This window comes from Halomonas sp. EF61 (assembly GCF_040147045.1).
Taxonomy (GTDB): domain Bacteria; phylum Pseudomonadota; class Gammaproteobacteria; order Pseudomonadales; family Halomonadaceae; genus Halomonas; species Halomonas litopenaei.
Map to the genome: position 1 here is coordinate 1,111,520 of NZ_JAMSHM010000003.1, position 18,383 is coordinate 1,129,902.

Below are 18,383 nucleotides of genomic sequence, written 5' to 3' on the forward strand. Positions count from 1 at the left end.
TTCAACGCCGCCGGTCGGTATCCAGCTCGACCAGACGGCGAGCCAATTCCTTTAGCTGATGCGGGGCGAAGACCTCGATGCCGGCATCGCGCAACAGCGCGGCGGTCACGCCTTCACCGGCGATCCTGCTGCCACTGAAGCGGCCATCGTACACCTGGGTGCTGCCACAGGACGGACTGGCGTCGGTCAACAGCGCCAACCGGCAGTGGTAGCGCCTGGCGGTCGCGAGCGCTCGCCTGGCGCCCGCCACAAAGGCCTCGGTGGGATCACCGCCGTCGATGTCGACGATCCTGAGTTCGCCTGCCAGCACCTGAGCGCCGCTGCCTCCTGCGATCTCCGCCGCGGGCCGCGGTGTGGGCAGGCCTCCCGCCACCTCGGGGCACACCGGCACCAGCCGTCCCTGGTCACGCCATTGGGCCAAACGCTCGTCGCCGAGCCACTTGTGCCCGGCGTCATATCGCACCGGATCCCCGAGCAGGCAGGCGCTGACCAGAAGTGGGGTCAGTTCTGCGGCGGCGGATGATGATTTCGGGTCCATCGTATCTACTCGTTCTACACAAGAGAGGGCGCAAGGGCGGCGACGACAGTCCCATGGTGCACCGGACCTGGACACAGACCAAGCCCGGTGCCGCCTCGGCGGCACCCGTGGTAAGCTCGCGTCTCGCAACATCAGCCAACCTTCAGTGAAGTTCAGGAGTCATCCCATGGTCCAGGCCACCGCCCGCCACATCCTCGTCGACAGCGAAGAAAAGTGCCAAACCCTCAAGACCGAGATCGAGAACGGTCGTGATTTTGCCGAGGTTGCCCGCGAGCACTCCTCCTGCCCGTCTGGCCGCCAGGGCGGCGACCTGGGCAGCTTCGGCCCCGGCCAGATGGTGCGTGAGTTTGACGAGGTCGTCTTCTCCGCCGACCTCAACAAGGTGCAGGGCCCGGTGAAGACCCAGTTTGGTTATCATCTGCTGGAAGTCACCAGCCGCGGCTAGGCTTGCCAGAAAGGCGCCTACGCCTGGCGACCTTTCGACCGAGCCTCAGACCCGCCTGGGTAGCAACGACAACGCCGCGAGAGATCGCGGCGTTGTCGTGTCGGCGTGTCGAATCATCCGCAGGGCACGATCCGAGCGGGGCTATCAGAGCGGGGCTATCAGAGCGATACCGTCAGAGCGATACCGTCAGAGCGACGCTATCAGAGCGACACTGACAGGGTCATTCCACCCGGGTCAGGGGGTCGCCACGGGTATGGATCATCACCACGATCAGTTCCGCCGGTGTGTCGTCGCTGGCATTGACCAGCTGTACGTGGCGCACGCCCTCGGGTTCTCGCCATTCGTCTCCGGGGCCAAAGCGTTCTTCTTCCCCGCCTTCGAGCTGCGAGATCACCTCGCCGGTGGCCACCTTGACGTAGGCCGGCCCTGCGTGACGGTGAGGCGGCAGGCTGGCCCCCGGGTCCAGGGTGACCAGCACCATGGTCGAGATCAGATTCGAGTCATCGGACACCCACTTCTGCTGCATGATGTTCTGGGACACGCTCGGCGTCACCTGCTCGCCCGCCTGCGCCGACGCCCGGGGCGAGACCGCGACCATCAGCGCCAGGCCGAGCCCCAGCAGCACCAGCGAACGCCAGGGGGACTGCGCCAGCGCCACTGCCCTGCTCGCCATTGGCTGACTTGCCAATGCACTGCTGGCCAATGCACTGCTTGCCATAGTACCGCTTGCCATAGCACCGCTTGCCATAGCACCGCTTGCGATTGCTCTGCTTGCCATTGCTTCAGCCACATTTTTTTTATACGTCAGGGGGGACACTCGAGCCATGGATCGATCCTCTTGCCGAAGACGCCGTCGAATTGGGAATCCTTGAGTAGCGCTACGGCGGCCTTCCTTACACGAGTCTGTCCAACGCACATCGTCGAACACCGTGTTCCACGCGTGGCTGCCGGTTCTTGCACAGTCTCTTGGGAGAATTCACCCGCCTGGTCCGCTGGGCTGGGTTAGCCTAGGCAAAAAAACAAGAACCCATGGACCGCGACGCTATCTGTTACCCGATGATGAGGACACCCCTATGCCGATCACCGACACTCCCGACCGTTACGGCAGCATCAGCCGTTTCTTCCATTGGGCCATCGCCGCGCTGGTGGTGTGGCAGCTCGTTACCGCCAGCGCCAGGTTCCTGTTCGAGGACTCCTGGCTGGATGAACTGCTGTGGGGCAGCCACAAGCCCGTGGGATTGACGATTCTGATACTGATGCTGCTGCGCGTGAGCTGGGCGCTGATCAACCAGCGGCGTCGCCCGGCACGGGTCAACCTGGCGTCGCACCTTGGCCATGTCGCGCTCTATGGACTGCTGATTCTCATCCCCTCCATCGCGCTGCTTCGCCAGTACGGCTCCGGCCGCGCCTTCTCGCCTTTCGGCATCGAACTGATGGCCGGCTTCGAAGGAGACGAGATCGCCTGGATGGAGGCCCCCGCCAACCTGCTCCATGGCTGGCTGGGCTGGGCCCTGTTCGCCCTCGCCCTCGGCCATGTGGTAATGGCGGTGCTCCATCGCGTCAGCCGCCACAGTCCCGACGTGCTGCCGCGGATGACCAACGTCACCCCACGCGACTGAGACGCGCCGGGACGGCGCCCGACTGTGTGCAGATCAGAGCGGTCGCGCTAGGATGGGCGGGGTCAATCGATAAGGACGTCTCCATGCCTCGCCCGCATCCCTCAGCATCTCTATCCGCCCGGGTCACACCCGGGCGGCCTGTACCTGCCGCCGAAGGGGCCCAGACATGAGCGCCCCGATCATCGACGTCAAGGGACTGACCAAGGTCTACAACGGCGGTTTCGAGGCGCTCAAGGGCATCGATCTTGAGATTCGTCGCGGCGAGATCTTCGCCCTGCTCGGACCCAACGGCGCCGGCAAGACCACCCTCATCAGCGTCATCTGCGGCCTGGTCAATCCGTCCTCCGGGCGTGTGCTGGTCGATGGCCATGACATCCTCGACGACTTCCGCGCCGCCCGCTCGCGCATCGGGCTGGTGCCCCAGGAGTTGACCAGCGAGGCCTTCTCCACCGTCTGGGATACCGTCTCCTTCAGCCGCGGCCTGTTCGGCAAGCCCAAGGACCCGGCGCATATCGAGAAGGTACTGCGCCAGCTGAGCCTGTGGGAGAAACGCAAGAATCGCCTGATCACCCTGTCCGGCGGCATGAAACGACGAGTACTGATCGCCAAGGCGCTGGCCCACGAGCCCCAGGTGCTGTTTCTCGACGAACCCACCGCCGGGGTCGACGTCGAACTGAGGCGCGACATGTGGGAGGTGGTACGTGGACTCAGGCAGAGCGGCGTCACCATCATCCTCACCACCCACTACATCGAAGAAGCCGAGGAAATGGCCGAGCGCATCGGCGTGATTCGCGCAGGCGAACTGGTGCTGGTCGAAGACAAGCAGACACTGATGGCGAGCCTGGGGCGCAAGGAGCTGACCCTGCACCTGCGCGAACCGCTCTCCCAGTTGCCCGAGGCGCTCGCCCACCGCAGCCTGACCCTGGCCGATGACGGCCACGCTCTGGTCTATCGCTACGACGGTGCCGACGACGGCGAAGGCGCCATCGCCGACCTGCTGGGCGAGGTCGACGCCGCCGGCATCACCTTCAAGGACCTGCACACCCGTCAGAGCTCGCTGGAAGAGATCTTCGTCAATCTGGTCAAGGAACGGACATGAACCTCACCTCCGTCAAGACGCTGTATCGGGCCGAAATGGCCCGCAGCCTGCGCACCATCCTGCAGAGCGTGGTCTCTCCGGTGCTGTCGACCTCGCTGTACTTCGTGGTGTTCGGCTCGGCCATCGGGTCACGCATCAGTGAGGTCGAGGGCATTCCCTACGGGGCCTTTATCGTGCCTGGGTTGATCATGCTGATGCTGCTGACCCAGAGCGTCTCCAACGCCTCTTTCGGGATCTTCTTTCCACGCTTCTCCGGCTCCGTCTACGAAATCCTGTCGGCGCCGATCTCGCCGCTGGAGATCGTGCTGGGCTTTGTTGGCGCCGCCGCCACCAAGTCGATCGTCCTGGGGCTTATCGTGCTGGGCACCGCCAGCCTGTTTGTGCCCTTTACCATCGAGCATCCACTGATGATGCTGCTGTTTCTGGTGCTCACCGCCCTGACCTTCAGCCTGCTCGGCTTCATCATCGGTATCTGGGCCGACGGCTTCGAGAAGCTCCAGCTGGTGCCCCTGCTGGTGATCACCCCGCTGACCTTCCTCGGCGGCACCTTCTACTCCATCGACATGCTGCCACCGCTATGGCAGACGGTGACCCTGTTCAATCCGGTGGTCTATCTGGTGTCGGGCTTTCGCTACAGCTTCTACGGGCTCGGTGACGTCAGCGTGTGGATCAGCCTGGGCATGATCCTGTTGTTCATGGCCGTGGCCCTGGTGGTGATCCACGCCATCTTCAGAAGCGGCTATCGACTCAAGCCCTGAATCCAGGGACCCTTTCGACCCAACGGAGCAAGGGAAGCGCTGAAGGAATGTCGCGAGCGAAGAGAGGTCAGCTGCCGCCGGAGCGGAAAGTTTCGATTTTACATATAGTTAAATGAGAAGCTTGAGCACCGCCGACGGCCGAGATGTCGAGCGCAGCAATTTATGCAGTGGTTCCCAATTGCGTTATCATCTGCCGCCGCCCCCCCTGCCCACGAGGTCCCCATGCCGATATCCGCCTGTGTCATCCAGCGCCTCGACAAGAGCGCCAGCGACAGTCCGGCAACCCTTGTGCCCGCAAGCGAACTGCATCCCGACAGTGACGCTCTGGACAGCCTGGTCACCCGCCTGACCGATGCCTACCACGGCAAGGCCAAGCGCTGGGGACGGCTCAATGAGCATACTGTCGCGGTGAGCGAGGTAGAGCAGGACGCTGTGGGCGCCAGCGATGCCTCTGTTGACGAGCCCCCGGCTGACGATACCCCGCCCTGGGACGACGCCGCGGCTGAACCCACCGGCCCGGTCGCCACGTCCAGCCGCTTCCCGGCCGAGTTCAAAGCCTACCTTCAGGACGAACGCGACCTGCAAACGCTCGCGGCGTCTCTGGGAGAGGCGATCAAGAAACTGGTCGACGACCACCTGCCCACCGGTGGGCACCTGATCCTCGCCGACCAGCGCCAGGGCGAAACCCGCCACCTGTTTCTGGCGCTGGTGCACCATCGTGACGGCTTCGTCATCGGTGACGACGGCCGCGTCGCCATTACCGGGCAGGTCAACCACAGCCAGATGTCGCTGGCCTTTCGCCTCAACCTGACCCAATGGCAGGAAGGCGGCCCGTCGAGCCAGTACCTGTCACTGCTGGCCGACCGTGGTGCGCGCAAGTTGGCGGACGACCTGCAGGCGCTGCTCGGCGCCAGCGAAGGGGTCGACCCCAAGAGCGAGACCCGCACCCTGCTCAAGGCGTTCAGCGATTACGTGGAGCGCGAGGACATGGCCGAGGAGACCTCCCGCGAGAAGACCGACGCGCTGATCGACTACGCCCAGGATCAGGCCAGCCGTGGTGAGGCCATGACCCTGGACGAGCTGTCCGCGCTGGTGGACGACGACAAGCCGCGGGCCTTCTACGAGCACATCCGCAACGCCGACTACGGGCTGTCGCCGGAGATTCCGCCGGACAAGCGCACCCTGAACCAGTTCCGCCGCTTCACCGGCCGCGCCGAGGGCGTCTCGATCAGCTTCGACTCCCATCTGCTCGGCAACAGCATCGAGTACGACGAAGAGCGCGACCGGCTGATCATCAAGAAGCTGCCCAACAAGCTCAAGGAACAGCTCCAGGGCGGCTAGTTCAGGCCTGCCGGGATTCCGACGCCATGCTCTCGACCTCGACCACACGATCCAGGCGCAGGTCATCCTCCGGGCGCTCGCCGGGATAGCCGCCGGGCACGGCCACCACGCGGGTGTCCCCCACCGTCAGCATCACCGGGTCGTGGACGTGGCCGTGGACCCACAGCGCCACGCCCTCCATCAGCGACTCGAGGCGTGAGGCGAAGGCCGGCGACAGCGGGTCGCCCTGATAGTGGGCAGGGATGCACTCGGCCAGGGGGGCGTGGTGGCTGACCACCACTGTGGCACCGCCAAACGGCCTGGCAAGCTCGGCCTCCAGCCAGGCCCGGTTCTCGCGGTGCAGCTCGACGCTGCGTTCCGGCGAGAAGACCTCACCTTCGGGTTCTTCGATGACCGCGAAGTCGGGCATCTGTCGCAGTGCCGCGGACAGCGTCTCGGTGGGAATGTCCTGCGGGTCGGGACGCTCATCGTAGAGCGCGAAGTCGGTCCACAGTGTCGTGCCCAGAAAGCGCACGCCGCCAAGTTCCAGCCGTGCGTTGTCGAGCAGGTGAATGCCAAGCTCCCCGGCCCGTGTGGCCATCTCCCGGCGCAGGGCGCCCATGCGGTGCTTGTAGAATTCGTGATTGCCCGGCACATAGATCACCGGCTGATCCGCAAAGCGCCTGGCCGCCCACTCGAGCCCCTTGAGCCCGAGGTGGATATCCCCGGCCAGGATGACCGCGTCGGCTTCGATCTCCGGTAGCTCGCGATCTCCGTCGAAGTGTTCCAGGTGCAGGTCGGACAGTATTCTCAGGCGCATGGTGTCGCCTCCCGGTTCCCGGCTAGAGGTTACGCTCGGTCAGGGCAAGCCTCGCGCCCAATCCCACGAACAAGGCACCCAGCCCTCGTTCACACCATAGCCCAAGCCTGCGACTGCCGCGCAGGGCCTTGGCCAGCCGGGCCCCGGCGATCACCAGCGGAGGCTCGACCACGGCCGCCACCAGGATGATGGCCAGCCCGTGCAGCGCCAGCTGCAGGCTGACCGGCCCTGCCCCGTCCACCACGAACTGGGGCAGGAAGGCCAGAAAGAAGATGGCGACCTTGGGATTGAGCAGCGAGATCATGATTCCCTGGCGGTAGATGCGGGTGCCGCTGGCAGGCACCACAGGCGCCGCGGCGTCGTCCTCTATCCCCCGCGCCAGCAGCGACTTGAGCCCCAGCCACACCAGATAGGCGGCGCCCAGCCACTTCACCAGACTGAAGGCCAGCGCAGAGGTGGCGAGGATCGCCGACAGACCCAGCGCCGCCATGATGACGTGCAGCCCCGCCCCGCTCCATACCCCGAACATGGCGGCAAAGCCACCACGGCGGCCATGGCGTGCAGTCTGCCCCAGCACAAAGGCCATGTCCGGCCCCGGGGAAAGGTTGAGCAGCAGCGCCGCCGACAGAAACGTGACCCAGTGGGCCAGGGAGTACTCGAGCATCGCGGTCTTGGCCTGGATAGAGATAGAGGTGGAGTATCGAATAAAGGAACACGCCAGACGCCCCGATGGGGCATGGGGTGAATCCCCAGACTAGGTCGCGCGTCCGGGCGCGTCCACACTATCAGTTGAGGGAGCACGACCGACTGACGCATGCTAGACGCTTCCCCCCACTCACGCCCCCCCTGGCACTGGCCAACCGGGGTGTCACGACCACCCGCCCCTGCACAGGAGTTCGTCATGCCGCTTCCCCGCTCGACCACATCATCTACGCTGCCTCACCTCGGCTTTATCGGTATCGGCCTGATGGGCGATCCACTCAGCCGCCGGCTGGCCGAGGCCGGGCATCCGTTGACGCTGTATAACCGCACCCGGGCCAAGGCCGAGGCGGTGGCCGCCGACACCGGTGCCCGGGTGGCCGACAGCGTCGCCGAGCTGACCGCGGAGGTGGACGTGATCCTGAGCTGCGTGGCCAATACCGAGGTGCTGCGCGAAGTGATGCTCGGCAGCGACGGCGTCATCGCCCGGGCGCGACCGGGACAGCGCATCATCGACATGACCAGCGCCGACCCCGCCGCCACCCGGGAGCTGGCCCAGGCCGCCAGCGAGGCGGGCGTGAGCTGGGTGGATGCGCCGGTCTCCGGCGGCGTGGCCGGTGCCGAGGCGGGCAGCCTGGCCATCATGTGTGGCGGCGACGCGGCGGACGTGGAGGCGGCCCGAGAGGTCCTCGCCCCTCTGGCCTCACGCATCACCCACATGGGCCCGGTGGGCTCGGGCCAGGTCACCAAGCTGTGCAATCAGCTACTGGTCGGCTGCACCACCGCAGCCATCGCCGAGATGGTGGCGCTGGCCGAGGCCAGCGGGGTCGACGCCAGTCGGTTGCCCGACGCCCTGGCCGGTGGCTTCGCCGACTCGACGCCCTTTCGCATGCTGACCCCGCGCATGGCCAGTCGCGACTTCGAGGCGCCGAGCTGGCACCTGCGCACCCTGCTCAAGGACGTCGACATGGCCACCGCCCAGGGCCATCGCCAGTCCAGCGCCACGCCCATGGCGACCCTGGCTGCCCAGCTGATGCGCAGCCGGCTCGCCCGCGGCGAGGGTGAAAAGGATCCGGCGGCGCTGATTCGCCTGTATCGAGACGACGACGCCCAGGGCTGACGCCGAGGATTGTTCCGCCCACGGGGCTACCGTACACTCGTTTGAAATCACTTCGTTGCCACTTCGTTATTCAGGATCCTCGCCCATGGCGTTTGACTCGACTTCCACCTACGTCGCCACGGATGCCCTCAAGCAGGCCGTCAATGCCGCGGTAACGCTGAAGCGCCCGCTGTTGATCAAGGGTGAGCCGGGCACCGGCAAGACCTTGCTGGCCGAGGAGCTCGCCGCCTCGCTCGGCACCCGGCTGGTCACCTGGCACATCAAGTCCACCACCAAGGCCGCCCAGGGGCTCTACGAGTACGACGCGGTCAGCCGCCTGCGCGACTCCCAGCTTGGCGTGGAAGGCGTCGACAACGTCGCCAACTACCTGCGTCCGGGCAAGCTGTGGGAAGCCTTCACCGCCGACGAACGGGTGGTGCTGTTGATCGACGAGATCGACAAGGCCGACATCGAGTTCCCCAACGATCTGCTGCAGGAACTCGACCGCATGGAGTTCTTCGTCTACGAGACCGGAGAGACCATTCGCGCCCGTCACCGGCCCATCGTGGTGATCACCTCCAACAACGAGAAGGAGCTGCCCGACGCCTTCCTGCGCCGCTGCTTCTTCCACTACATCGAGTTTCCCGACCGCGCCACCATGGAGCGCATCGTCGCGGTGCACTTCCCGGATATCGCGCCGCGGCTGGTCAGCCAGGCGCTGGAGGTATTCTTCGAGCTGCGCGAGGCGCCGGGGCTCAAGAAGCGCCCGTCGACCTCGGAACTGGTCGACTGGCTGAAGCTTTTGATGGCCGACGAGGTCGCCCGCGAGGCCCTGAGCCAGCGTGATCCGGCCAAGAGCCTGCCGCCGCTGGCCGGCGCCCTGGTCAAGAACGAGCAGGACACCGCTCTGCTGGAGCGCCTCGCCTTCATGGTGCGGCGTCAGGGTCGCTGATGTTTCTCGATCTATTCGACACCCTGCGCCGCCACCAGGTGCCGGTCTCGCTGCGCGAGCTGCTGGATCTGCACGCCGCCGTCGAGGCCGGCGTAGTATTCGCCGACATCGACGACTTCTACCGGCTGGCGCGTACCGTGATGGTCAAGGACGAGCGCCATTTCGACCGTTTCGATCGCGCCTTTGCCGCCTGGATGGGGTCGGTGGAAGGCCTCGATGCGGCCATCGATGCGTTGATCCCGGACGACTGGCTACGCCGTGAATTCGAGCGTCAACTCAGCGACGAGGAGAAGGCGCAGATCCAGTCGCTGGGTGGGCTCGAAAAGCTGATCGAGACCTTCAAGCAACGCCTGGCCGAGCAGAAGGAGCGCCACGCCGGCGGCAGCAAGTGGATCGGCACCGGCGGCACCAGCCCCTTCGGCGCCTACGGCTACAATCCCGAGGGCGTACGCATCGGCCAGGATGGCTCGCGCCATCGGCGTGCGGTCAAGGTCTGGGACGAGCGGCGCTTTCGCGACTACGACGACGACCAGGCGCTGGGGCCGCGCAACATCAAGATGGCGCTGCGTCGCCTGCGTCGCTTCGCCCGCCAGGGGGCGCTCGAGGAATTCGACATCGACGCCACCATCCGCGATACCGCACGGGACGCCGGTCTGCTCAACCTGCGCATGCGCCCGCCGCGTCACAACGCGGTCAAGGTGCTGCTGTTTCTCGACGTAGGCGGGTCCATGGACGACCACATCCGCGTCTGCGAGGAGCTGTTCTCGGCGGCGCGCTCCGAGTTCAAGCACCTGGAGCACTTCTACTTCCACAACTGCCTCTACGAGGGCGTGTGGCGCAACAACGCCCGACGCCACAAGGAGCGTTTCTCGACCTGGGAGTTGATGCGCACCTACGGTGCCGACTATCAGGTGGTGGTGGTCGGCGATGCGTCGATGTCGCCCTACGAGATCACCCACCCCGGCGGCAGCGTGGAGCACTTCAACGAGGAACCGGGCGGGGTCTGGCTCAGGCGCCTGGCCGAGCGCTACCCGCGGCTGGTCTGGCTCAACCCCAACCCGCCGCGCTATTGGGAGTACACTCCTTCGACCCGGCTGATTCGCGAGCTGATCCACGAGCGCATGTATCCCATGACGCTGGAGGGACTGGATGAAGCGATGCGCGAACTGGCGCGCTGACCATGGTGCTACTGGGGGACCGGACAGTTGGCACCACCTCGCCGTCGCCCGCAATAATCACATCAGGCAATTTCGTGAGAAAATAGCCGAAAAAAGCTATAAATAGGCGTAATAGGTCTCTAGCGCTATCCGCGCTCACCACGGAGCCATCCGCGTCATGTCCGATCCCATCATCGCTGTACTCACCGGCGACCTGATTGCCTCTCGTCAACGTGATCGCGAGGCCCTCTACCGCTGCCTCGATGACACCCTCGAGGCCCTGGCCAGACGCCACGACGGCGACTTCCACCGCTTTCGTGGCGATGGCTTCCAACTGGCCATCCGCCAGGGCGACCGGGGCCTTGAGGCGGCGGTGGCATTGCGCGCCAGCCTGATCGGCCAGAGTCCAGCCCACGAACGCTGGGACGCCCGCATCGCCGTCGCCCGGGGCCCGGCGGGCTGGGTCCCGGGCGCCCCCCTGGCCGACGCCGATGATCCCCCCTTCATGGCCTCAGGGCAGGCCCTGGACGGTCTGTCCGCCAATGGCGCTCACCTTGGCTTCGACCCGTCCGAGACCACCGCCGAGTCGCTGCTGATACGCTACCTCGACGAGATGATCGACGCCTGGTCCAGCCCCTCCGCTCAGGTGGTGGCCCTCAGCCTGGCCGAGCCCGAGCTGACCCAGGCCGAGATGGCCGGCCGACTGGGCATCCGCCAGCCCAGTGTCCACAAGCGCCTGAAGACCGCCCGTTGGGCACTGCTGAGCGATACCCTGGCCTGTCTGGCGTCGGCGGCGCAGGAGCGCACATGAACACTCTGGTCCTGGATCTCGCACCAGCGTCATCGTCGTCGCTGTCGCTTCTACTGGCCCTGCTGCTGGCGCACCTGCTTGGCGACTTCGTGCTGCAACCGGACCGCTGGGTAGCGGATAGACAGGCCCGCGGCATACGCAGTCCCAGTCTGGTACTGCATGCTCTGGTGCATGCCGTCCTTGCCTGGCTTGCGCTGTGCGCCTTGCGGTCTGTCGCCGGTATCGACGACGACATCGACGCCACCTTGGCGGCCATGATGCTTGGGCTCGCCCACTGGACGATCGACGCCGCCAAGACCAAGGCGACGCAACGCTGGCCCACCCGGCAACTTGGCCTGTTCATGCTCGACCAGGGCCTGCACGGCGCGACCATCGTGGTGGTGTGGCTGTGGCTCGTCGGTAGCCTGTCGCCACTGACAGCGATGCTTGCACACCTGAGTACACCGTCCTCGCTGCTCCTGCTGCTCGCCTATCTGCTGGTCACCCGGCCCATGGCGGTCGCCATCGCCCTGGCCATGGCCCCCCTGGCTCGACAACTCAAGGCGCCCGGTACGCTGGATCGGGCCGGCGCCCGCATCGGCATCCTCGAGCGCCTGCTGGTACTGACCCTGACCCTGCTCGACCAACTCACCGCCGTCGGCTTTCTGCTGGCGGCCAAGTCCGTGTTGCGTTTTGGTGACCTGAAGGAGAGCCGAGACCGCAAGTTGACCGAGTATGTGCTGCTGGGAACCCTGGCCAGCGTCACCAGCACCCTGGTGCTTGGCCTGCTGGTGCGACTGTGGCTCGGAGGCCAAAGCGGATGACAGAACGGATGCCAAAGTGCATGACCAGGTGGCTGACCGGGTGGCTGACCAAGTGGACAACGAAGGCGACAAGGAAAAACGCCACGGCCTTCGTGACTGCGCCGGGGCATCTCCGCGATCGACGCAGGCCTGGGCTGATCGCCGGTACCCTGCTGGTGTCGCTGCTGGGGCTTGCCGGCTGCGACCTTGCCGGCGGCCTGGCCACCGAAGCGCTGATCCAGCGGGGCCCCGCCCTGGAGCCGCGCGACGGCTATGTGGTGGACCATCGCCATCCGGCTCGGGGCCACAATAGCCGCGTGCACTTTCTGATCCTGCACTACACCGACGAGAACCAGGCCGACTCCCTGCGCGCCCTGACCGGGCCCCGGGTATCGAGCCACTACCTGGTGCCGCTGCCCACACGCCGCCTGCAGAATACCCCGGTGGTGTTCCAGCTGGTGCCCGAGAGCCGCCGTGCCTGGCACGCCGGCGCCAGCCGCTGGGGCAATCGCGTGGGGCTCAACGACACCTCCATCGGCATCGAGATCGTCAACCAGGGGCCCGATCGCCCCTGGGTCGGCAGCGAGCTAGACGCCCCCGAGGGCCCGGTGCGCTGGGCGAGCTACCCGGATGACCAGTTGAAGGCACTGATACCCCTGGCCCGGGATATCATCGAGCGTCACCGGATCGCCCCGGAGCACGTGCTGGCACACTCCGACGTGGCACCGCTGCGCAAGCTCGACCCGGGGCCGGCCTTTCCCTGGCGCAAGCTTCACGAGGCCGGCATCGGCGCCTGGCCCGAGGCCCCGCGCGTCGCCCACTACCGCAGCCGCTTCGAGCGGGAACCACCGGCGTTGATCGAATGGCAGCGGGCGCTGGCCGCCTGGGGCTACGGGATCGAAGCCAGTGGCGTGTGGGATGACGCCAGTCGCGCCACCCTGCGGGCCTTTCAACTGCACTTTCGACCGGCGAACTTCGATGGCCAGCCAGACGCCGACAGCGCGGCAAGGCTATGGGCCCTGCTCGAGCGCTATCGACCCGAGGCGCTGGAGCAATTGGAACAAGGAGCGCAACGGAAAGCACTCTGACGACGTGACGAGACGAGCTTCAACCGGAACCGTCGCTGGCGGCACCGGGTAGATAGTGGATCACATCGTGAAAGCGCAGCGTCCCCGGCCCCTCATTGCGCATCAGGTGGGGGCGATCGGCGAAGAAGCGCAGCCCCTCCCCCGCCTTCAACAGATGCCAGTCATCGTCGATGGCCAGCACCAGCTCGCCCTCCACCACCACCAGATGCTCCACCACCCCCGGCGCATGGGGACTCGAAGCGCTCTCGGCGCCTTCAGCCAGCTCGATCTCGAACATCTCGAAACCCAGCATGGGATCATAGGGAAACAGCAGCTTGGCTCGCATGCCGGCGCTGTCCCTGCCCCATACCGAATCGTCGATGCTCACGCGCCGTTCTTCCAGGGGGCCGTCCATGGCCCGTGTCGGGCTCCCGAACAGCGACGAGAAGCTGACCCGAAAGCCGCTGGCGATGCGCCATAGCGTGGCGACGGTGGGACTCGACTCGCCACGCTCGATCTGGCCGAGCATGGCCTTGCTGACGCCGGTTTCGCGAGCGGCACGCTCGAGACTCCAGCCCTGAGCCTGGCGCAGTCCCTTCAGGGTGGTGGCGATATGGTCGGCAATATCCTGCATGGCGGCCTCCAGAAAGGTCGGCCCAGTATACGCAAGGTTTACGCACCTGGCCCGCCGTCGCTTGCGGTCAGCACACCACACCTTACGCGCCACGACTCCTGCCTCTTGTTCCTCTTCTCTTGTTCCTCTTCTCTTGTTCCTCGTCTCTTCTCTCTTCTCTCTTCTCTCTTCTCTCACTTCAGCATGCTTGTGCGTTATAACGTCCACTGCTAGCCTTGGACGTTATAACGCACAAGCACCAATGTACCCGCTCCGCGGTTTCCCTGGCTTTTTCTGGACCGTCTCATGAAAGCTTCGCCAAGTTCACTGGCCGCCAAGGCTGCCCAGACGCATCGCCCGAAGATGCTCGACGACCTTCACCCCTCCACGCTGGCCGCCGGGTTCGCCGCGGTCTTGATCGGCTACGCCAGTTCCGCCGCGATCATCTTCCAGGCGGCCCAGGCCGCCGCTATCGATCAGGCCCAGATCGGCTCATGGATGTGGGCCCTGGGCATCGGCATGGGGGTGACATCGCTGGGGCTGTCCTGGTGCTATCGCATGCCGCTGCTGACCGCCTGGTCGACGCCCGGGGCGGCGTTGCTGGTGACCCAGTTGCCCGGCGTGCCCTTCGACCAGGCCGTCGGTGCCTTCCTGCTGTCATCGCTGCTGATGCTCGCCGTCGCCGCCAGCGGCCTGGTCGAGCGCATCATGGCGGTGGTGCCGGCGTCGATCGCCTCGGCCATGCTGGCCGGCATCCTGTTGCCCTTCGTGCTGGAAGTCTTCACCACCGTGCAGACGGACCACTGGCTGCCGCTGGCTCTGCTGGGCGTATGGACGCTGTGCCGCCGCCTGGCGCCGCGCCTGGCCATCGTCACGGTCCTGGCCGCGGGGGTAGCGTTGTGCCTGGGCCGCGGCGACTTGAGTCTGGCTGGTGTTGCCGTGAGTCTGACCCGTCCCGCCTGGGTGACCCCGACCTTCGACCCCGTGGTGTGCCTGGGTATCGGCATACCGCTGTTCGCGGTCACCCTGACCACCCAGAACCTGCCGGGGTTCGCCATGGTCAGAAGCGCGGGCTTTACGCCGCCGGTGGCGGCAAGCCTGGGGGCCACCGGCCTGGCATCGCTGCTGATGGCACCCTTCGGTGGCCACGGCGTCAACATGGCAGCGATCAGCGCGGCCCCCTGCCTTGGCGAAGAGTCCCACCGCGAGCCTGGGCGACGCTACACCGCCGGCATTGCGGCGGGAATGGGCTATCTGCTGCTGGGTGCCCTGGGGGCGACGGTGGCGTCGCTGTTCGACGCCCTGCCCAGCGCCATGATCGCGGTGGTGGCGGGACTTGCGCTGATGGCCACTCTGGGCGGTGCGCTACGTACCGCCTTCAGCGACGGCGACAACCTGGACGCGGTGCTGGTCACCTTCGCCATCACCGCATCGCCATTGACCCTGGCGGGCATCGGCTCGGCCTTCTGGGGCCTGGTGGCGGGGCTGATCGTGCTGAGACTGCAGCGCAGGCGCTGAGACGGGGGCGGTAGAGATTGCGGGAAGGATGCTGCGGGGGCGGCCGCTCAGGCGGCGATGGAAGAATCACAAGACAAGGGAAGAACCACAGGAGCAGCCGCCGGGTGCTGCGCACGCACCCGGCGTGATCGATCTCAGCCGTCCAGCGACACGCTGTCGGGCGAGGTACTGGCTGGCGAGGCATTGGCTGGCAAACCACGGCCAGCGTGGGTCGCCTCGTCACTGGCCATGCGCACCATGGCCAGGGCCTCATCCAGGCTCTCGACCTGCTCGACACGCACCAGCTCGTCGCTCAGCTTGACCTCGGTACCGACACGTTCGCTGACCAGCCGCTCGAGGCTCGCCAGATCGCGCCCCTCACCCATGGGCAGAGAATCGACACTGGCTGAGCCCGTGCCCGGCAGGTAGATGGTGCCGTTGGAGAAGTCCACCGCGTAGGCGATCACCCCGGGTACGATAAAGAACAGCAGGCCGACGCCGTTGGCCACCGCCACCACCGGGTCGATGCGACCACTGATCTGTCCCTTGCGTTCGGGATGAAAGACGGTACCGCAGCCGACGAGCGAGGTCAGGGTGGTGGCAAGCACCAGGCCGGTAAGCAGACGGGGCGGACGCAGCATGAACAACTTCCTCTTGCAGTAATCTGGCGTAAATGACGAAAAGCGGAGCCGGCAACGACTCGACCGCTGCCCAGCATGATAAAACTCATGCGCATCCTATCACGTTCGCCACCCTTCGCTCCTTGTCGCCACCAACGGTGGCGGTTGCTTTTGCCGGCATGACCCCTTCCCCGTACAATGCACGTCACTTTCATGGCCGGATGCGAGTCGCCGAGGATGCCCCTCGACGGCCATCGACGGGACAGCCTGCTGTCCTGCTCGCCTCCAGCGCTTACCAGACTCGATGTGAAGGAACCTGCGGACCCATGCGCGCCACCGAACTTCTGATCAGTACCCTGAAGGAAACTCCTGCCGACGCCGAGGTCATCAGCCACCAGCTGATGCTGCGCGCGGGCATGATTCGCCGCCTGACCTCCGGCCTGTACACCTGGCTGCCGCTGGGCCTTCGCACCCTGCGCAAGGTGGAGCGTATCGTGCGCGAGGAGATGGACCGTGCCGGCGCCCAGGAGCTGCTGATGCCGGCGGTGCAGCCGGCCGAGCTGTGGCAGGAGTCGGGCCGCTGGGAGCAGTACGGTCCGGAACTGCTGCGCCTGAAGGATCGACACCAGCGTGACTACTGCGTCGGCCCGACCCACGAAGAGGTGATCACCGACCTGGTACGCAAGGAGATCGCCAGCTACAAGCAGCTGCCGGCCAACTTCTACCAGATCCAGACCAAGTTCCGTGACGAGATCCGTCCGCGCTTCGGGGTCATGCGCTCGCGTGAGTTCATCATGAAGGACGCCTACTCCTTTCACCTGGACGAGGCCTCGCTCAAGGACACCTACCAGAAGATGTACGACGCCTACGTGCGCATCTTCACTCGCCTGGGTCTCGACTTCCGTCCGGTGATCGCCGACAACGGCTCCATCGGTGGTACCGGCTCCCACGAATTCCACGTACTGGCCGACTCCGGCGAGGACGATATCGTCTTCTCCACCGAGTCCGACTACGCCGCCAACATGGAAAAGGCCGAGGCCCTGCCTGCGCCCCTGGACAGCGATGCCCGCCGCGCCGAGCCCACCGAGGAGCTGAGGCTGGTCGACACCCCCAATGCCAAGACCATCGCCACCCTGGTCGAGCAGCACGGCCTGCCCATCGAGAAGACCATCAAGACCCTGATGGTGCACGGCCACGAGGGCGGCCTGGTGGCGCTGCTGGTGCGCGGTGATCATGAGCTCAACGAGGTCAAGGCCGAACACCTCGCGGAGGTGGCGACACCGCTGACCATGGCCAGCGAAGAAGAGATCCGCGCCGCCGTTGGCGCCGGCCCCGGCTCGCTGGGCCCGGTGGGGCTCGAGATGCCGATCGTCATCGATCGCAGCGTGGCGCTGATGAGCGACTTCGGCGCCGGTGCCAACGTCGACGGCAAGCACTACTTCGGCATCAACTGGGAGCGCGACGTGGCCCTGCCCAAGGTCGCCGACCTGCGTAACGTGGTCGAGGGTGACCCGTCACCCGACGGCAAGGGCGTGCTGTCGATCAAGCGCGGCATCGAGGTAGGCCACGTGTTCCAGCTCGGTCGCAAGTACAGCGAGGCGATGAATGCCACCGTGCTGGGCGACGAAGGCAAGGCGGTTCACCCCTGGATGGGCTGCTACGGCATCGGTATCACCCGCGTGGTGGCCTCTGCCATCGAGCAGAACCACGACCAGGGCGGGATCATCTGGCCCGACGCCATCGCCCCCTTCCATATCGCCATCGTGCCGATGAACGCCCACAAGTCCCAGCGCGTGCGCGAGACCAGCGAGCGCCTGCACGACGAACTCAGCGCCGCCGGCTTCGACGTGCTGCTGGATGATCGTGATCTGCGTCCCGGCGTGCGCTTCGCCGATCAGGAACTGATGGGCCTGCCCCATCGGCTGGTGGTGGGCGATCGCAGCCTCGACAAGGGTGAGCTCGAGTACAAGGGTCGCCGTGACAGCGAGGCCACCATGGTGCCCGCCGACGAGATCGTCGAGTTCCTCAAGCAGCGCATCGCCCTTTAAGGCCCCGCGTGGCGCGCCGCGGCTTGTCGCGGCGCGCCTGGCAGGCGGGTCCAGAGGAATTCAGGCGAGTTCAGGTGACCTCAGAAGCAATAAACCAAAAAAAACCGACCCCGAAGGGTCGGTTGAAAAAGGGGGATGACTCCCCCTCCCCTGACGCTGGTTGACGACTATCGCTTGCGACGGTGAGCGTCGCGGATGATAAAAGCGATCCAGCCGGCCATGAAGGCCACAGAGAGAGCGACGGCACCCAGCCCGAAAATGACGGCGTTGTCGACGTACATGGCGCTGTCCTCCTGTCTCTGTGTCGATGAATTCATGGTACCCGGTCGGCCCTTGAATTGTGCTGACCTGCGTCAAGGGTGACCGCGAGACATCAGCCCGCCATGACGACGAAAAAGGCGCCTTCCAAAGGCGGGTTTTTTGGCGTCTGTGGGGCCCC

General features: G+C 65.8%; 20 protein-coding genes. 13 read left to right on the top strand and 7 right to left on the bottom strand.

Annotation, left to right across the window (positions count from 1 at the left end):
• Position 1: 1 nt before the first annotated feature.
• Positions 2 to 538 (bottom strand): 2-thiouracil desulfurase family protein, encoded by a 537-nt coding sequence (locus tag NFI08_RS19465; protein WP_286985071.1) that lies wholly within the window; start codon positions 536 to 538, stop codon positions 2 to 4.
• Positions 539 to 704: 166 nt separating this feature from the next.
• Here NFI08_RS19465 and NFI08_RS19470 point away from each other — a divergent pair, with 166 nt between their 5' ends.
• Positions 705 to 983 carry a peptidylprolyl isomerase gene (locus tag NFI08_RS19470; RefSeq protein WP_045994272.1) on the top strand — a complete coding sequence of 93 codons (279 nt, stop codon included), beginning with the start codon at positions 705 to 707 and terminating at the stop codon, positions 981 to 983.
• A gap of 220 nt (positions 984 to 1,203) precedes the next feature.
• On the opposite strand, the gene NFI08_RS19475 is transcribed toward NFI08_RS19470, so the two are convergent.
• Positions 1,204 to 1,656: a cupin domain-containing protein gene (locus NFI08_RS19475; protein WP_253556040.1), complete on the bottom strand. Its 453-nt coding sequence runs from the start codon at positions 1,654 to 1,656 to the stop codon at positions 1,204 to 1,206.
• A 400-nt stretch (positions 1,657 to 2,056) separates the two neighbouring features.
• Between NFI08_RS19475 and NFI08_RS19480 the strand changes: the two genes are divergently transcribed.
• The 4 genes from NFI08_RS19480 (at position 2,057) to NFI08_RS19495 (ending at position 5,800) form a co-directional block, all read left to right on the top strand.
• Complete coding sequence (locus tag NFI08_RS19480) at positions 2,057 to 2,602, top strand: cytochrome b (RefSeq protein ID WP_349591282.1); 546 nt, start codon at positions 2,057 to 2,059, stop codon at positions 2,600 to 2,602.
• A 166-nt stretch (positions 2,603 to 2,768) separates the two neighbouring features.
• Positions 2,769 to 3,701 (top strand): ABC transporter ATP-binding protein, encoded by a 933-nt coding sequence (locus NFI08_RS19485; RefSeq protein WP_108132730.1) that lies wholly within the window; start codon positions 2,769 to 2,771, stop codon positions 3,699 to 3,701.
• On the top strand, positions 3,698 to 4,459 hold the full coding sequence (locus NFI08_RS19490; RefSeq protein ID WP_108132729.1) for an ABC transporter permease: 762 nt from the start codon (positions 3,698 to 3,700) through the stop codon (positions 4,457 to 4,459). Before NFI08_RS19485 ends, NFI08_RS19490 begins: the two co-directional genes overlap by 4 nt.
• A 222-nt stretch (positions 4,460 to 4,681) precedes the next feature.
• Positions 4,682 to 5,800 carry a nucleoid-associated protein gene (locus tag NFI08_RS19495; RefSeq protein ID WP_349591283.1) on the top strand — a complete coding sequence of 373 codons (1,119 nt, stop codon included), beginning with the start codon at positions 4,682 to 4,684 and terminating at the stop codon, positions 5,798 to 5,800.
• Between the two features lies 1 nt (position 5,801).
• Here the strand turns inward: NFI08_RS19495 and NFI08_RS19500 are convergent, their stop codons facing one another.
• A complete protein-coding gene (locus NFI08_RS19500; RefSeq protein ID WP_349591284.1) occupies positions 5,802 to 6,599 on the bottom strand; it encodes a metallophosphoesterase family protein in 798 nt (265 codons plus the stop codon).
• 22 nt (positions 6,600 to 6,621) lie between these two features.
• On the bottom strand, positions 6,622 to 7,263 hold the full coding sequence (locus NFI08_RS19505; protein ID WP_349591285.1) for a LysE family translocator: 642 nt from the start codon (positions 7,261 to 7,263) through the stop codon (positions 6,622 to 6,624).
• Positions 7,264 to 7,500: 237 nt separating this feature from the next.
• Here NFI08_RS19505 and NFI08_RS19510 point away from each other — a divergent pair, with 237 nt between their 5' ends.
• The 6 genes from NFI08_RS19510 to NFI08_RS19535 all read left to right on the top strand — a co-directional run bounded on the left by NFI08_RS19510 (position 7,501) and on the right by NFI08_RS19535 (position 13,187).
• Complete coding sequence (locus tag NFI08_RS19510) at positions 7,501 to 8,418, top strand: NAD(P)-dependent oxidoreductase (protein WP_349591286.1); 918 nt, start codon at positions 7,501 to 7,503, stop codon at positions 8,416 to 8,418.
• An 85-nt stretch (positions 8,419 to 8,503) separates the two neighbouring features.
• Positions 8,504 to 9,349, top strand: a complete 846-nt coding sequence (locus NFI08_RS19515) for an AAA family ATPase (RefSeq protein WP_108132724.1) — start codon at positions 8,504 to 8,506, stop codon at positions 9,347 to 9,349.
• Positions 9,349 to 10,527, top strand: coding sequence for a vWA domain-containing protein (locus NFI08_RS19520; RefSeq protein WP_045994263.1), 1,179 nt, complete (start codon positions 9,349 to 9,351; stop codon positions 10,525 to 10,527). Before NFI08_RS19515 ends, NFI08_RS19520 begins: the two co-directional genes overlap by 1 nt.
• Before the next feature lie 157 nt (positions 10,528 to 10,684).
• Positions 10,685 to 11,317 (top strand): hypothetical protein, encoded by a 633-nt coding sequence (locus NFI08_RS19525; protein ID WP_349591287.1) that lies wholly within the window; start codon positions 10,685 to 10,687, stop codon positions 11,315 to 11,317.
• Positions 11,314 to 12,120: a DUF3307 domain-containing protein gene (locus NFI08_RS19530; protein WP_349591288.1), complete on the top strand. Its 807-nt coding sequence runs from the start codon at positions 11,314 to 11,316 to the stop codon at positions 12,118 to 12,120. Before NFI08_RS19525 ends, NFI08_RS19530 begins: the two co-directional genes overlap by 4 nt.
• Before the next feature lie 20 nt (positions 12,121 to 12,140).
• Complete coding sequence (locus NFI08_RS19535) at positions 12,141 to 13,187, top strand: N-acetylmuramoyl-L-alanine amidase (RefSeq protein ID WP_349591289.1); 1,047 nt, start codon at positions 12,141 to 12,143, stop codon at positions 13,185 to 13,187.
• A 19-nt stretch (positions 13,188 to 13,206) separates the two neighbouring features.
• Here the strand turns inward: NFI08_RS19535 and NFI08_RS19540 are convergent, their stop codons facing one another.
• Positions 13,207 to 13,800: a helix-turn-helix domain-containing protein gene (locus NFI08_RS19540; RefSeq protein ID WP_045994260.1), complete on the bottom strand. Its 594-nt coding sequence runs from the start codon at positions 13,798 to 13,800 to the stop codon at positions 13,207 to 13,209.
• Positions 13,801 to 14,085: 285 nt separating this feature from the next.
• Between NFI08_RS19540 and NFI08_RS19545 the strand changes: the two genes are divergently transcribed.
• Entirely contained in the window at positions 14,086 to 15,297 is a 1,212-nt protein-coding gene (locus NFI08_RS19545; protein WP_349591290.1) for a benzoate/H(+) symporter BenE family transporter, read from the top strand.
• 134 nt (positions 15,298 to 15,431) lie between these two features.
• Here NFI08_RS19545 and NFI08_RS19550 read toward each other — a convergent pair whose 3' ends face one another.
• Complete coding sequence (locus NFI08_RS19550) at positions 15,432 to 15,917, bottom strand: hypothetical protein (RefSeq protein WP_348815839.1); 486 nt, start codon at positions 15,915 to 15,917, stop codon at positions 15,432 to 15,434.
• 305 nt (positions 15,918 to 16,222) lie between these two features.
• Here NFI08_RS19550 and NFI08_RS19555 point away from each other — a divergent pair, with 305 nt between their 5' ends.
• Positions 16,223 to 17,944, top strand: coding sequence for a proline--tRNA ligase (locus NFI08_RS19555; protein ID WP_349591291.1), 1,722 nt, complete (start codon positions 16,223 to 16,225; stop codon positions 17,942 to 17,944).
• Positions 17,945 to 18,111: 167 nt separating this feature from the next.
• Here the strand turns inward: NFI08_RS19555 and ccoM are convergent, their stop codons facing one another.
• Positions 18,112 to 18,225, bottom strand: coding sequence for a cytochrome c oxidase subunit CcoM (gene ccoM, locus NFI08_RS19560; RefSeq protein ID WP_286985057.1), 114 nt, complete (start codon positions 18,223 to 18,225; stop codon positions 18,112 to 18,114).
• Between the last annotated feature and the right edge of the window lie 158 nt (positions 18,226 to 18,383).